The sequence below is a fragment of the Pedobacter planticolens genome (assembly GCF_014172375.1).
GTDB lineage: Bacteria > Bacteroidota > Bacteroidia > Sphingobacteriales > Sphingobacteriaceae > Pedobacter > Pedobacter planticolens.
In genome coordinates this window covers 1525918-1541086 of the sequence record NZ_WNXD01000001.1, presented here as the reverse complement: position 1 = coordinate 1541086, position 15169 = coordinate 1525918, and the positions used below count along the sequence as shown (strand labels likewise).

Sequence of the window (15169 nt, the reverse complement as noted above, 5' to 3'; positions counted from 1 at the left end):
GGTCTTGGTGTTTCACTAAGACCTTGTTGCTTTTTTCGTACTTTTGTACGCATACTTAATAACACAGAGTGAAATACCCAATTTTTAAAGACCTTATTATTTTCGAAAACGATGATTATATCGTTGTGAATAAACCTCCTTTTGTTGCTTCTTTAGATGAACGCAGTGCAGCTGGTGAAGTAAATATCTTGCGTTTAGCTAAACAATATTCAGCCGATGCGCAAGTTTGTCACCGACTGGATAAAGAAACCTCAGGCGCTATTGTAATTGCTAAAAACCCTGAAGCGTATCGCCATTTGTCTATGCAATTTGAAAGAAGAAAGGTGAAGAAGATTTATCACGCTGTGGTAGATGGGCAATATCAATTTGATAATTTATTTGTTGATTTACCTATATTGAACGACGGAAATAAAAACGTAACTATTGATAGGGCCGAAGGCAAACGAGCAGAAACGTATTTTAATTCTATAAAATATTACAAACACTATACTTTGGTAGAATGTAAGCCAGTTACTGGAAGAATGCACCAAATTCGTATTCACCTTGCTACACAACGAGCTGCTATTTGTGGCGATCACATGTACAAAGGAAAGCCAGTCTATTTATCAGCTCTTAAAAAAGGATATCGCATTGCGAAAGACGAAGAAGAACAACCGATTATGAAACGTTTTGCGCTTCATGCTAAAGAAATTACATTCAAAGGCATGGATGAGCAGGATATTCATATTGAAGCACCATATCCGAAAGATTTTACAACGCTTTTAAAATTGTTGGATAAATTTGATGCTTAGCAAGAAAAACAAGTTTGCTATTTCAATTTTCTTTTAGCAGCTTGCTTTTGCTGATCATCTTGAACAATCTTGAGTAAAAGATTTTCATCAACAATTTTGTATTGTTTATCAACTGCAATTACACCGTTTTGCTCATTTAATTCAACCATTACTTTGAAAAAAGTTTCATAAGAAACACCAGAAAAAGCTGATAAATCTTGTCTGGTAATTTCTAAATCAATGAAATTATTTTCGTCTACACCAAATTGCTTTTTTAAAGAGAGAAAAGATTGAGCAATACGAGCTTTCACGCTCATGTGTGCTAAATCCCTCATTCTTCTGTCGTTATTTTGCAATTCGCTAACAAAAAAGCGCATTAAATTATAGGTAAATTTCGTATTTACTTCCAAGGTAGATTCGAAAAATTCCATATCTAAATAACAAACCACAACTTTTTCTAAAGCAGTTGCGCTAACTGGATAAAAACTTTCAGTGCCTAGCCCTAAATGTCCTAGAATATCACCTTTGTTGGCAAACCGAACGATAAATTCTTTTTCTTCATCCCAATACTTATGAACTTTTACTTTGCCTTCAAAAACAAAATAGATACCTTTTACCGGATCTCCTTCTTTAAAAATTTGTTGACCTTTTTTAATTTCAAAGTTCTTCTTGTTTAACTCAATTAATGGTAGCCAACTTTTTAAAACAGACTGACATAAAAAGCAAGTGCCTTGATCGCATTTTGTAGTGCTTAATTTCATTTGGGTATATTAAAATGCAATTATAATCATTAATAATCATTATGCATATTGTTTATGTTATATTGAATAAACAATATATTATTGAATATTTTTATAATTAATAATTTAATTAATATTGTTTTTACAATATTAATGTATTGGAATATCGCTTTTCGTTTTCTACTTTTGCAAAATATTTAAATGCATCTATAAAATTGATGTATAACTACCGCAGTTTATGAAACAGAAAAACAATGTTGGTATTCCAATCTCCACTAGCTTAGGTAATTTAGAAAATAAAGTATTTGAATCTAAGCGTTCATTTATAGCAAAGAAAAGTCTATTAAAAATTTCTGCACTATCTATTTTAGTTGCTGTATTTATTAGCTTAATTGCTAAGTTTTTAATTTACTTAATCAACCTAGTTACTAATATATCTTTCTTTGGTCTGTTTAATGGCGAATTTCATAGTCCAGCGGATAACAATTTAGGTTTGTGGGTAATTGTTGTGCCTATAATAGGAGGTGTAATAGTTGGTTTTATGGCGCTTTATGGTTCCAAAGCTATTAGAGGGCATGGTATTCCCGAAGCGATGGAACAAATATTAGTTAACCAAAGTAAGATTAAACCATCAATTACTATTCTAAAACCACTTTCATCAGCTATTGCGATAGGAACAGGAGGGCCATTTGGTGCAGAAGGGCCAATAATTGCAACAGGAGGAGCTTTAGGTTCTACATTAGGTCAATTATTTAAAATAAATTCTAATGAGCGAAAAATAATATTAGCTGCTGGTGCAACTGCAGGTATGTCTGCAGTGTTTGGAACACCAATTGCCGCAATATTTTTAGCTATCGAACTTTTACTTTTTGAATTTTCACCAAAAGCGATATTGCCAGTAGCTTTGGCTTGTATTACGGGTGCTGCTGGTCATCATTTGTTATTTGAATCTGGCCCAGTATTTCCAATGCCAAACTTAATAATGCCTTCTAATTTAGCTTTAGGTATTTATAGTTCAGTAGGTATTATCATTGGTTTTATCTCCATTGGTTTAACCAAAATTGTATATTTTATTGAGGATACTTTTGAAAAAATACCTATCCATTGGGTATGGTGGCCTGCTGTAGGAGGTATTGCAGTAGGTGTAATTGGTTATTTTTCGCCTCATACACTTGGCGTTGGTTACGATAATATTACAGCTATGCTTTCTGGAAAAACTACACTAATCCTAATGGTGAGTTTATGTTTTTTCAAATTTTTATCGTGGTCTATAGCATTGGGTAGCGGAACTTCTGGAGGTACATTAGCTCCATTACTAACCATAGGAGGCGCAGCTGGTGCAATTTTAGGGAGTTTAATTTTGTTAGCATTCCCTAATTCGGGCATCAATATTCCCATGGCATCATTAATTGGCATGTCGGCAATGTTTGCAGGGGCATCACGAGCATACTTAACCAGTATCACTTTTGCACTAGAAGCCACGATGCAATCTAATGCATTATTGCCCTTACTTGGAGCTTGTACTGGTTCTTATTTGGTCTCTTTTTTCTTTATGGAAAATACAATTATGACAGAGAAAATTGCAAGAAGAGGAATTATAACTCCTGATTCTTATGAGCCAGATGTTCTAAGTAAAATGAATGCAGAGCAAATTATTAAAAAAGATGAATTTGTACTAAACAGTGAAGATACCATTCAAAGTGTTCTGGATATTTTAAAAAACAAGCATATCAAACAAAATCATTTTTTGGTTAAAGATGCAGAAGGATCATTTGATGGTATTTTAAGTGTTCAAAATCTAATTACAAAAAACCTCAGTCCTCAAGAAACTATTTCAACTAGTGTAAAACGAAATTTATCCTACATCAACAATGTGGATACACTTAAACGAGCATTAGAAATTTTGTTTTTAAACAAGCAAGAGTATGCACCTGTTGTTTCTGTAAGTAAAAACGAAATTATAGGGCTAATCTCTCAAAAAGATATATTAGCCGCATATAACCAACATTTATTAGAAGATAAAAAGATAACAGCTAATTTATCACTTACACGACAACGCAAAAAAGTTTTAGTACGTGGTAGACAATTAATTGCGAAGAGAAAGTAGTTTTTTAGGCCTAAATTAGTCTTGAGTCTATTTTTAGTGTAATAGACTCAAGACTTGAGAACTTTTGACTAAAGACTTCTTATTCAGCTCTTTTTAAGCCAAATTTCTCTATTTTACTGTACAAGTGGCTACGTTGAATTTCGATATCGTCGGCAGTTTTAGAAACATTCCAGTTGTTTTTCTCTAATTTAAACTTGATAAATTCTTTCTCTGCGTAATCTTTATAATCCTGGAAATTTGAGAATTTTTCATAGCTCAACGCAACTCCACCATTTGCTGCAGCTCCGCCATTTCCATTAGCAGCACCAATATTTGTTCCACCAGTTGGGTTTGCAAAAGCAACAACATCATTTTCGGTGATAGTTTTATCACTTAAAATAATTAAACGTTCAATCATGTTATGTAACTCACGCACATTTCCAGTCCATGGTAAAGCCTTTAAAGCATTCATTGCACCGTCACTAATTTTTTTAACTGGCATGCCATAATCACCACAAATTTCTTCTAAAAAGTTTTGCGCAATCACAGGTATATCATCAGTACGCTCCGTTAAATGCGGAACATGAATATTAATAACATTTAAACGGTGGTAAAGATCCATCCTAAAATTCCCATCCTCAATCTCTTTCATCAAGTCTTTATTAGTCGCGGCAATTACACGTACGTTTACTTCTTGCTCTTTTTCGCCACCAACTCTTGTAATTTTATGTTCTTGTAAAGCACGAAGTACTTTTGCCTGAGCAGAAAGACTCATGTCGCCAATTTCATCTAAAAATAAAGTTCCCCCATTAGCTAATTCAAATTTTCCAATCCGTTGTTTAACAGCAGAGGTAAACGAACCTTTTTCATGACCAAAAAGTTCACTTTCAATTAATTCTGATGGTATAGCGGCACAGTTAACTTCAATTAAAGGACTATCAGCTCTATTGGATTTTTCGTGTATCCATCTCGCTACTAATTCTTTACCGCTACCATTTGCGCCAGTAATTAATACACGAGCTTCGGTAGGAGCAACACGCTCAATAGTTTCCTTAATTTTATTAATACTATCCGATTCACCTAAAATATGACGCGTTTTGCTAACTCTACGTTTTAAAACTTTGGTTTCGGTAACTAAATTTCCACGATCTAAAGCATTACGAACCGTAATTAATAATCTATTTAAATCAGGTGGTTTAGAAACGAAATCAAATGCGCCTTTTTTACTCGCCTCAATAGCAGTTTCTACTGTTCCATGGCCAGATATCATAATAAAAGGAAGATCTGGTTTTAACGCAAGTGCATTTTCGAGCACTTCCATACCATCCATTTTATTCATTTTGATATCACACAATACCAAATCGTAGTTGTTTTTCTTAATCAGTTCCAGTCCATCAACGCCATTATCAATGTCATCAACTTCATAACTTTCATATTCTAAAATCTCACGTAAAGTACTTCTTATCGCTCTCTCATCATCTATAATCAGCAATTTTGCCATAGGGTATTCGGTTTTTTAAATAGAATGCTAATATATTGTTTTTTGTGTAATGTATAGTTTTTTATACAATTAGTTAAGCTATAAACCAGAAAATTGATTAAAAGTTTGCTGATATAACTAATTAGAAAAGCAAATGCAGTAGTCCTTAGGTTTTTTCAGCCCTGCTTTCCTTTCAAGCACAATGAAAAATTGTGGCTTTTCATCCAATCAGGTTTAATTAACAGAATTTTGTGCAGTTATGAAAGAATTCATCAAGCAATAAAAAAAGAAAAAATACAAGCCTATAAGCCGGGTTCTGTTCCCAATAAATTGGGCTTCTATCATTAATCCACTATAAACGTCGCCGTTTATCTCTAACGACCTACCCACTAACATCGAACGAGCAGCCCTACATACGTTAGCCTATTTGGTCTTTCAACTCCCGGGGTTTACCAAAACGTTAATCACTTAACGAGTTCGTGAGCTCTTACCTCACGTTTTCACCCTTACTCCAATAAATTGGGGCGGTATATTTTCTGTGGCACTTTCCGTCATTCAGGTATTCAATCCTAAACGCCTTCCCGTTAGGAAGCGAGATGCTCTATGTTGCCCGGACTTTCCTCTCTTCCGCTTACGCAGAACAGCGATAGAACAGCTTGTATTTTTTACAAAGGTAATGAATTAGTCGGAAGTCTAAAGTCAACAGTCTTGAATCTAAGTATGTAAATAGACTATAGACTATAGACTTAGGACTGATGACTTCCGACTATTTACAAACTTCCAAATCTTTTGCAACTTGTTCATATGTATACATTCCTTGTTTATTTCCAAATGAATTAGTGACATATACAATTACTTGAGCCAAATCTATATCATGCAATTTTGAAAACGAAGGCATTTTTCCTTGATAGTTTTTTCCATTAATCACGACACCTTTATTCGAGCCATTTTTAATTATACAAGCTAATTTAGCTTTATTTTCTTTCAAAAAAGCACTATCAGTTAAAGGAGGAGCTAGTTCTCCCAAACCTTCACCATTTGCTCCATGGCAATTCTGACAATTGGCTATGTACAGATCTTTGCCTCCAGTCATGTATTTTGCTTGCTCAATTTCACTCGCATTTTGGCAAGAGTAAATAATAGAACAAACCGTGATCGAAAAAACTACAAGTAATATGATTTTGCGCATTATTTCTTTTCTTCAGCCAATAAAATAGCGATATCTTTTTTTAATTTATCCACTTCTTCTGTTTTAGTACCATCATAAGCACCACGCATTCTTTTTTCTTTATCAATTAAAACCAACCAGCCTTGGTGTATATAACCATCAGTAGCCGTGCTATCTTCTTTAACAACAGTTAAATAGCTTTTTTCTGCCAAAGTATAAACTTCATCCTTGCTACCATATACAAATTGCCATTGCGGTACATCTACACCTAACTTCTGTGCGTATTTCTTTAATACCGATGGTTTATCGTATTTAAAATCAATGGTATGCGATAAAAATAGAATATCAGGATTACCTTTATATTGTTCAAACACAGTTTTTAAATTTCTGTGCATAGTTGGACAAATGGTAGTGCAAGAAGTGAAAAAGAAATCGGCTACGTAGATTTTCCCTTTAAACATATCTTGAGTAATATACGTGCTATCTTGATTTAAAAATTTGAATGCTGGAATAGTTTGATAAACTGTATCTATTCTATCAATTCCATCTTTTCCTTTCGTTATTTTAGCTTCACGCTGACCATAAATTGGTAGTATTTTTTCATTAGTACAAGCAGTAAAACTGATAACTAAAAATAATAATGCGATAATGCTACTGATGTTTTTAAATTTTATCATGATGATTGAATTTGATTACAAACATACGTTAAACACAAAATAATGTTTAACGTATGCCGATGTATTTGTTAAGATTTTAATAAATAATACAATTGATTGATATTGTAAGTTACGCCCAAGTATATTTTGGTGGCACTTAGCGGATGATCTGTTTTGGCTTCCCATGCATTTTTCTGCATTCCGATATTTAATGCTATGTTTTTGTAATATAAATCTGCTCCAATACCAGCCATCAAATTATTCATTTCATGTTCGCCAGTTTTTACACCTTTATAGGTTTCACCACCAGATTTTTCATAAAAAAACTGAATAGAAGGTGTTACCTGCCAATCTTTACTGATTTTTTGCGTGTAAAAGAGGTTTGCAAAAGTAGTACTACTATTAGCAATACCTTCTTGCTCAGCATTTTCTCCGTTAATTTTGTAAGAACTATTTATACTTATTCCGAATTTTTTATAACCTATTAAGTAATTGGCATACACAAAACCATCCGTACTACCTGTGCCTGGTTGCATTAAAGCAGAATATCGAATACCTGATGTAGTTTTTAGATCGTTTTTCCCGCTAGGTAATTTTATACCTGCACCAACAATTAAACGTTGGTTAAATGTAGCTTGATCTAATTTTCTAATCAAATGATAACCCGCATACAAGTTAATATCTCCAACTCCAGAAATAGAAGAAGTGTTTCCATTGTATCGCTCGCTATTTGAATTGTAAGGAATAATAGCGTTCAGTTCAATGCGCTTGTGTACAAAGTACCGACCTCTAATTTCCATAGTTCGGTATAATTCATAATCGTTCGGGTTGCCATTATGTTCTGTTAATGGTGCGGTTTTATCATCCTTAGGAAAAAAGAAATTACTTCCCTTTGGGAAACTATAATGGCTTTGCCCATGATAGCCGCTAAATGAACGATAACGGTATAATAAACCAAAACTACTTTGATTATCATAAGGAGTTAAACCCATAAAACAACCGCAAATATCACAAGCAGAAGCACTAAATGATAGAGTGATTAAGGCAAATAGTATAATTTTAATTTTCATTGAAAATTTTATTTTTGATAAATTCATCGTCTGTTAATGTTTTTAAAAAACTAATTAATTGTTGTTTTTGAATTGAGGATAATGGAATGCCGAGTTGTGAACTTTTAATTAAAGAAGGATCTAAATTTTCACTGTGTTGTACACCCGAATTGTAATGTTCTAACACTTTTTCTAAGCTATTAAAACGACCATCGTGCATGTAAGGCGATGATAATTCGATATTTCTTAATGTCGGTATGCGGAATTTTCCTTTGTCGCTTGATAAACCTGTAATCACTTTTCTTCCTTCATCAATGCTGTTTAAATCTAAGCCATTACTGGTATAGTTTAAATTGGTAAATAAGGGCTCTGAATGGCAACTGGCACACTTTTCCTTAAATAACTGATAGCCTTGTTGCTCATCTGCTGTAAAACTATTTTGCTGAGGATTTCGCATTACTTTATCGTATTTGCTATTTGCGGAAACCATGGTAGCCGTAAACTGAGCTAAAGCTTTTAACAGATTTTGAGAATTTACTATTTCGGTACCAAATGCATCTTTAAAAAGCTGAGGGTAAGGACTAGTGGTATTTAAAAAACTGACAATTGTATTTAAATCAGTTCCCATTTCGCAAACGTCTGTGATTGCATTTATAGGTACAATTTCTAGGTTTTTTGCACCGCCATCCCAAAAAAACTCTTTTTGCCAAGCCAAATTGAATAATACTGGTGCATTTCGTTTACCAAGGCAATTGTTTACACCATGACTTACTTTATGATCTAAATTTGCAAAGCCGGCAAATTGTTGATGACAACTACCGCAAGAAATTGTTTTATCAGCAGATAATCTAACATCGTAAAAGAGCTTTTTACCTAAGGAGAAACCAGTATTTGTTAAGGTATTACCTTCAAATTTGTATACTGCATCTGGAAAGTTTGTAGGAACCACAAACCGAATTTCTTCAGTTTGTGGTTTAATAACTTCTGTTTTACTGCAGGCATACAACAAACCAATACTTGTAATAAGTATAAGGTATATTTTTAAATGCCTCATTATTAATTATGTATGTGCTCAAATTCAAATAAATTAACTGCATAATTATCTGCTATTAATACAGAATTTGCACCACCCATAGTAAAGTTTAAGTTAGCAAAGCTGATGTTCTGTTTGCCTGTAAATAAACTTCCAGCGTTTGCTGTAAAATGTATTTGAGGACTTTTATCAGCTCTAATTCTTAACGGATTTCCGGTACTAAAATCAGTGCTGAATGTTCTAATCGTATTATTTGGATCAACAATACCGCCGATATGAAAGGTTAAGGCTTTGTTAGTTGCTGTAGATTGTGGCGATGTTCCCTCCAATTTAACGAAGATGTAACCACTATTCCATGTCCAAAACATGCCTAAAGCTGGATCTAATGCACCCGTTTGTGCACCAGCTAAGTTTCGCTCTTTGTCTACACCAATGATGAAGGAAATTTTAGTGTAATCTCCTGATGGGATATCCTTGAAGATATTTAAAAACGAACTTGGTTTTGAAGCATCTACTAAAATATAACTTTCTGGCAAGCTATAAATGGTGCCATCGGTTTTAGTTAATTTGATATTGCTCACATAATATTTAAAAACTGAAATATTAAAACTATCGCCATTGGCATTGATGTAATTTTGGGTGTTTAGAACTAATGGCGTACCATTTACTTCATTTTCGAATTCGATAGTAAAGCTGCCTTTTTCTTTTGAGTTGATGACTTCATCTTTTTTACAAGATGTAAAGCCAAGTGTTAGTAGTGTGAAAAGTAAGATTGATATATTTTTGATATTCATTATTTTGAATTTATAAGATGGGAAATAGCCATAGCAAAGCTGATGCTGGTGCATGACTATTTTTAATAAGTAAAATTGTTTTGCTGAAATAGCAGAGTGACCTTTAACTAATTGAGGTCAATGTGAAAAAACCTAAACCTGTTTAGGTGGATGGAAGATGGAGATAGCGGTATTAATTGGACTTTTTTGTAGATAATTTGGAGTCGCTAATACCAAAGATGTTTCATAAACTGGCGCCAACAAATCATCTGTAATTGGAGCAACCGTTTCAACAATCCTTTTTAAATTGTCTTGTTCGTGTTTATTTTTTTGCTCCAATTCTTTCAGCTTAATATCCATAAAACATTTACCCTCACAATGAAGTTCGGGTTTGTCTTTATTGGTACAAAGTACAGAAGAAATATAAGCTCTATTAAAAGAATAGGATGAAGACAACACCCAATAATTAAAGCAATTGATTAATATGCCAAACAATAAAAATAGTGCAATAATTCTTCTGCGGACAATCATTGGCGCAAAAGTAAACATTGATTTCAATTTACAAGCGATTAATTATAATTTTTATAAGGAACAAGATTATGTATTTTAGCTTCCAGTTCATCACTAAAATAGTTTAATAGATCCTGATGTTAAAAATCAACCATAAAACCTTATTTTTTTTCTTGTTTATAAGCTTTGCTTTTAAGGCTAATTCACAACTCTTATCGCAAAAACTGACTACAAATTGGAGTTTTCAAGAACAAGATGAGGCTAAATGGTATCCAGCAAAAGTACCAGGAGAAGTACATGTGGATTTGATGGCTAATAAATTAATTCCCGATCCATTTTATCGTGACAACGAGAAGAAATTGCAATGGATAGAAAAAGAAAACTGGGATTATAAAAGTGCTTTTTCTGTTTTACCAGATGTTTTTAGTAAACAACATATAGAATTGATATTTGATGGCTTAGATACCTATGCAGATGTGTATTTAAACGGTAAACTGATTTTACAAGCAAATAATATGTTTCGGCAATGGAAAATTGATGTGAAAAAAGTACTTAAACTAAAAGATAATAAATTACTTATCCGTTTTCGTTCTGCGCAAAACACAGTTGATTCTTTAGCAAAAGCTGATGTGCCATTTGTAATTCCAGATAACCCTAGAACTTATGCACGTAAAGCACAATTTCATTTTGGTTGGGATTGGGGGCCGAAATTAACAGGTTGTGGAATTTGGAAAGAAGTAAGATTGGAAGGCTATGATCAAAAACCTATTGAAAAACCATTTGTTGCTCCCATAAATGTAGAATTGGTTCAACAACCAGATGAAAAAGGAACATCATTCTATTTTAAAATTGATGGAAAACCTATTTATATGAAAGGCGCAAACTACATTCCATCAGATGCTTTTGTAACTCGAATGACTAAAAATGATTATCGCAAAATGCTACTAATGGCAAAGGATGCAAACATGAATATGCTTAGAGTTTGGGGTGGAGGGATTTATGAATCAGATGATTTTTATGATTTATGCGATTCATTAGGTATTCACGTTTGGCAAGATTTTATGTTCGCAGGGGCGATGGTGCCTGGAGATAAAGCCTTTTTTGATAATGTGAGGGAAGAAGTAAAATATCAGGTTAAACGATTACGTCATCATAAAAGCATTGTATTGTGGTGTGGAAATAATGAAATTGATGAAGCTTTTAATCGTTGGGGTTGGCAAAATCAATTCCGTATTCCACCTAAAGATTCTGCAAAGCTTTGGAATGATTATACCCGATTATTTAGAGATAGTATTCCGAAATGGTTAAAAGAGGTTGATGGTAGTCGACCTTACATAAGTTCTTCTCCAAAATATGGATGGGGAGTTAAAAATAGCTTTACAGAAGGCGATAGTCATTATTGGGGAGTTTGGTGGGGTAATGAAGATTTTGAAACATTTGAAAATAAAACTGGCAGGTTTGTGAGTGAGTATGGAATGCAAGCAATGCCAAATTATTCGAGTGTGTTAAAGTTTACGCAACCGCAGGATAGGTATTTGTTTTCTGAAATACTTCGTCATCATCAAAAAGCAGGAAATGGTTTTGATAAACTGAATGTTTACCTCAAAAATTACATCATTGATTCGGCTAAGATTAATAAACTTTCTGTCGAAGATTATACCTATCTCACACAATGTGTACAATATTATGGTTTTAAAAACATGATTTTAATTCATCGGAGTAAAGCGCCTTACAATATGGGAACTTTGCTTTGGCAATTAAACGATTGTTGGCCAGTGGTGAGTTGGAGTATTACCGATTATTACGATAGAGCACCAAAAGCAGCTTGGTACGCTGTAAAAGAAGCTTATCGAGATGATGTAAAAGCAGAACGAGATGTGGTAAAACCTAAGGACTTAAAATTAACTAATCCGAAAATTACATATCAGATTAAAGGCAACCAAATCATTTTAAAATCAGCAAGCTTTGCTAAATATGTTTTTGTAGATATTACAGGTTACAAAGGTAAATTAAGCGATAACTACTTTGATTTGGAAGTGGGGAAGGAGAAGGTTATTACATTTGATTTGAAGGAGTTGAAAGGTAAGGTTTTTGTAGTTAAGTTAAAATCGCTTTGGGATGTAATTGGTAAATAAAAAAGCCATTTTATTAATAAGATAAGCAAGGCTAATGAAATTTCATTAGCCTTGCTTATCTTATGTATTTCAGTAAAAGTATCCACCCTGTTTCGTTCCAAACTGTCCAGCCCGATCAGGGCTTTTTCTTTTTAACACCTTTCCTTCTGGAGCAGCACTGAGCAGCCTAATCCCAGAATCACACCAAAATCGACTTCAGGTTACAGTAATATATATAGGTGATCTGACACAAGAAAAGGACTGTCTTTTTTAGGCGTTACAGAAGCCAGGAATTATTTTCAGTATGTGTAGCGAACGATGAGACCAGAAGACATCATCAGAGTCTTAAAATGCCTTAAATTCAGCCGACTGCATACTTTCGGGCAAAACGCAGTGCACACTTTGGAGCGAAAGAGATGTGGTCACTTTGCAAAAAAAAAGATGTGGTCACTTTTGGAATAACCTCCACATTGCCTAGTGGTCAAGACTAAAAGCTGGGGAGAGATTACTTCTTATAAAATCAACCTTTGATAGGGGGTTTACAGGGACTTAGTAGGGACTTGATAGGGAGTTTATAGGGATATATCCGAGTGAACCCCCTAGCAAGTCCCTAGCAGATGCAAATAAAATCCGAAGCAATAATTAAGCTGTTATGAACGTGATATTATCCTAGTATTAAATATGCCTGAATTAAAGGCAAATATTAAATTTGTGTCTTAAAGTGTTTCCTAGGTAATTTGTGAAAACTGTATGAGGGCTTTAGGCACAAAAAAAATAGTCCACAACTTTTTTGCTTGGCCCATGTCTAGACTATGAGGTTTTAAAATTAAAAAGGTTGATGCATAATACATCAACCTTTTCTAAATTTAATGAGGAAATTGCTTTATCCCAGCAATAACACACTTTCTATTTCCAACTTTGCATTTCCTGTCCTTCAGGAGAGGGTTGGGGTGAGGTTTACCCTTGCAAATCTTCCATTATCGTTTTAATTTTCTCTGCCAATTTCGTTTCAGTTTCATCAAAATCAGCAACGCTTGCTAAAGGAGTATTTACACTGCAATAGAACTTGATTTTAGGTTCTGTACCACTTGGTCTGGCAGAAATAATACTTCCATCAGCGGTAAAAAATTGTAAAACATCAGATTTTGGAAAACCTAACTCTTTGCTAGTTCCCGCTTTAATATCAGTTTCTTTATTTAATTCGTAATCTTTTAAGGTAACCACATCAGAACCGCCCAATTTTGCAGGTGGATTATTTCTGAATTTCTCCATCATCGCTTTGATTTCTTCAGCGCCAGTTTTACCTTTTTTAGTAATCGACACTAAATCCTCTTTGTACATACCATACGTTACATACATCTCAATCATCGCTTGGTATAAACTACTGCCTTTATCTTTATAAAAAGCGGTCATTTCTGCAATAAAAGCACAAGAAACTACCGCATCTTTATCTCTAACTAAATCACCAATTAAATAACCATAGCTTTCTTCACCGCCAGCAATAAAAGTTTTTTTACCTTCTAAGCCAGTCATTACCTGACCAATCCACTTGAATCCTGTTAAGGTGTTAAAATATTCTACATTTTTCGCATCGCAAATGGCTTTAATTAAACTAGTTGTAACAATAGTAGAAACTACATATTCGTTGCCTGTTAATTTTCCTTTTTCTTCCCAAGCGGTTAAAATATAATTAATTAACAAACTTCCAGTCTGATTTCCATTTAATAAAACAAACTCACCATCGTTATTTTTTACAGCAATACCTACACGGTCAGCATCTGGATCAGTTGCTAAAACTAAATCAGCATCTAGTTCTTCTGCTTTTTTTAGTGCTAACGTTAATGCCTCTTTTTCTTCAGGATTTGGGTAAACAACCGTCGGGAAATTCCCATCAGGTTTACTTTGCTCTTCAACAACAGTTACATTTGTGAAACCAAATTGAGTTAATGCTTTTGGTACTAAAGTAATTCCAGTACCGTGAATAGGAGAGTAAACGATTTTTAAATCATGTTCACGAGCAATGGCATCTGGTGAAACTGAAAGCTCTGTGATTTTATCTAAATAAAGCTTGTCAATTTCTTCGCCAATTAATTCTACATTACTATCAATGCGGTCAAATTTTACTTCATCAATGTTTTTAATAGCAGCAACTTCATCCATCACCATTTTATCATCTGGAGCAGTAAACTGTCCGCCATCATTTCCGTAAGCTTTGTAACCGTTATATTCTTTTGGATTATGCGATGCCGTTAACATTACGCCACTTTTACAACCCAAATGACGTATTGCAAAAGAAAGCTCTGGTGTTGGTCTTAACGCAGAAAAAAAGTAAACATGAATACCATTTGCAGAGAATACATCAGCAGTAATTTTCGCAAAATAATCCGAATTATTTCTGCTATCATGCGCAATGGCTACGCTTATTTTTTCTCCTGGATATTTCTTGTTCAGGTAGTTAGCTAAACCTTGTGTAGCTGTGCCGATGGTGTATTTATTAATGCGATTAGAACCTGCGCCCATAATGCCACGCAACCCGCCAGTACCAAACTCTAAACTTCTATAAAATGAATCGGTTAATTCTGTATAAGCTTCTTTATCTAATAAAGACTGAATTCCTGCTTTGGTTTCTTGGTCGTAATTACCAGTAAGCCATTGATTTATGGTTGCTAAGGTTGATTCTTCTAGTTGCATACTAAATTTGGTTGATGTTTTTTTTATTCTCTAAGACAGAATTAAAATTCTTAAAATCGCTTTTAAAACACGTAATCAGAATTTTATTTTGCCATTTAA

General features: G+C 33.8%; 12 protein-coding genes and 1 other RNA gene. 3 read left to right on the top strand and 10 right to left on the bottom strand.

Translation table 11 applies throughout. The features are described from left to right. Window positions 1–68 precede the first annotated feature (68 nt). Complete coding sequence (locus GM921_RS06365) at window positions 69–791, top strand: RluA family pseudouridine synthase (RefSeq protein ID WP_182921757.1); 723 nt, start codon at window positions 69–71, stop codon at window positions 789–791. Window positions 792–808: 17 nt separating this feature from the next. Here GM921_RS06365 and GM921_RS06360 read toward each other — a convergent pair whose 3' ends face one another. After that, window positions 809–1531, bottom strand: coding sequence for a Crp/Fnr family transcriptional regulator (locus GM921_RS06360; RefSeq protein ID WP_182921756.1), 723 nt, complete (start codon window positions 1529–1531; stop codon window positions 809–811). Between the two features lie 217 nt (window positions 1532–1748). On the opposite strand from GM921_RS06360, the gene GM921_RS06355 reads away from it, so the two are divergent. Continuing rightward, window positions 1749–3617, top strand: a complete 1869-nt coding sequence (locus GM921_RS06355; RefSeq protein WP_182921755.1) for a chloride channel protein — start codon at window positions 1749–1751, stop codon at window positions 3615–3617. A 79-nt stretch (window positions 3618–3696) separates the two neighbouring features. Here GM921_RS06355 and GM921_RS06350 read toward each other — a convergent pair whose 3' ends face one another. From GM921_RS06350 to GM921_RS06315, 8 genes are all read right to left on the bottom strand, one after another. Next, a complete protein-coding gene (locus GM921_RS06350; RefSeq protein WP_182921754.1) occupies window positions 3697–5097 on the bottom strand; it encodes a sigma-54-dependent transcriptional regulator in 1401 nt (466 codons plus the stop codon). Between the two features lie 268 nt (window positions 5098–5365). Next, window positions 5366–5739, bottom strand: an RNA gene (gene rnpB / locus GM921_RS06345) — RNase P RNA component class A. Window positions 5740–5842: 103 nt separating this feature from the next. Next, a complete protein-coding gene (locus tag GM921_RS06340) occupies window positions 5843–6265 on the bottom strand; it encodes a c-type cytochrome (protein WP_182921753.1) in 423 nt (140 codons plus the stop codon). Continuing rightward, the gene (locus tag GM921_RS06335; protein WP_182921752.1) at window positions 6265–6921 is read right to left on the bottom strand and encodes an SCO family protein; all 657 of its coding nucleotides are present in this window, start codon (window positions 6919–6921) and stop codon (window positions 6265–6267) included. Before GM921_RS06335 ends, GM921_RS06340 begins: the two co-directional genes overlap by 1 nt. A 68-nt stretch (window positions 6922–6989) precedes the next feature. Next, window positions 6990–7970 (bottom strand): hypothetical protein, encoded by a 981-nt coding sequence (locus GM921_RS06330; protein WP_182921751.1) that lies wholly within the window; start codon window positions 7968–7970, stop codon window positions 6990–6992. Continuing rightward, window positions 7960–9003 (bottom strand): cytochrome-c peroxidase, encoded by a 1044-nt coding sequence (locus GM921_RS06325; RefSeq protein WP_182921750.1) that lies wholly within the window; start codon window positions 9001–9003, stop codon window positions 7960–7962. The genes GM921_RS06330 and GM921_RS06325 overlap by 11 nt, the downstream gene beginning before the upstream one ends. A 2-nt stretch (window positions 9004–9005) precedes the next feature. Further along, on the bottom strand, window positions 9006–9776 hold the full coding sequence (locus tag GM921_RS06320; RefSeq protein WP_182921749.1) for an MbnP family protein: 771 nt from the start codon (window positions 9774–9776) through the stop codon (window positions 9006–9008). Between the two features lie 132 nt (window positions 9777–9908). Continuing rightward, window positions 9909–10304, bottom strand: coding sequence for a hypothetical protein (locus GM921_RS06315; RefSeq protein WP_182921748.1), 396 nt, complete (start codon window positions 10302–10304; stop codon window positions 9909–9911). Between the two features lie 98 nt (window positions 10305–10402). Between GM921_RS06315 and GM921_RS06310 the strand changes: the two genes are divergently transcribed. Beyond that, the gene (locus GM921_RS06310) at window positions 10403–12400 is read left to right on the top strand and encodes a glycoside hydrolase family 2 protein (RefSeq protein ID WP_182921747.1); all 1998 of its coding nucleotides are present in this window, start codon (window positions 10403–10405) and stop codon (window positions 12398–12400) included. Between the two features lie 936 nt (window positions 12401–13336). On the opposite strand, the gene GM921_RS06305 is transcribed toward GM921_RS06310, so the two are convergent. Then, window positions 13337–15070, bottom strand: coding sequence for a phospho-sugar mutase (locus tag GM921_RS06305; protein WP_182921746.1), 1734 nt, complete (start codon window positions 15068–15070; stop codon window positions 13337–13339). Window positions 15071–15169: the final 99 nt, after the last annotated feature.

Excerpts from the sequence above, each read along its gene's own strand:
- GM921_RS06330 (WP_182921751.1), bottom strand. The coding sequence starts at position 7,970 with ATGAAAATTAAAATTATACTATTTGCCTTAATCACTCTATCATTTAGT.
- GM921_RS06305 (WP_182921746.1), bottom strand. The coding sequence starts at position 15,070 with ATGCAACTAGAAGAATCAACCTTAGCAACCATAAATCAATGGCTTACT.
- GM921_RS06315 (WP_182921748.1), bottom strand. The coding sequence starts at position 10,304 with ATGTTTACTTTTGCGCCAATGATTGTCCGCAGAAGAATTATTGCACTA.
- GM921_RS06320 (WP_182921749.1), bottom strand. The coding sequence starts at position 9,776 with ATGAATATCAAAAATATATCAATCTTACTTTTCACACTACTAACACTT.
- GM921_RS06355 (WP_182921755.1), top strand. The coding sequence starts at position 1,749 with ATGAAACAGAAAAACAATGTTGGTATTCCAATCTCCACTAGCTTAGGT.
- GM921_RS06310 (WP_182921747.1), top strand. The coding sequence starts at position 10,403 with ATGTTAAAAATCAACCATAAAACCTTATTTTTTTTCTTGTTTATAAGC.
- GM921_RS06360 (WP_182921756.1), bottom strand. The coding sequence starts at position 1,531 with ATGAAATTAAGCACTACAAAATGCGATCAAGGCACTTGCTTTTTATGT.
- GM921_RS06335 (WP_182921752.1), bottom strand. The coding sequence starts at position 6,921 with ATGATAAAATTTAAAAACATCAGTAGCATTATCGCATTATTATTTTTA.
- GM921_RS06325 (WP_182921750.1), bottom strand. The coding sequence starts at position 9,003 with ATGAGGCATTTAAAAATATACCTTATACTTATTACAAGTATTGGTTTG.
- GM921_RS06350 (WP_182921754.1), bottom strand. The coding sequence starts at position 5,097 with ATGGCAAAATTGCTGATTATAGATGATGAGAGAGCGATAAGAAGTACT.
- GM921_RS06340 (WP_182921753.1), bottom strand. The coding sequence starts at position 6,265 with ATGCGCAAAATCATATTACTTGTAGTTTTTTCGATCACGGTTTGTTCT.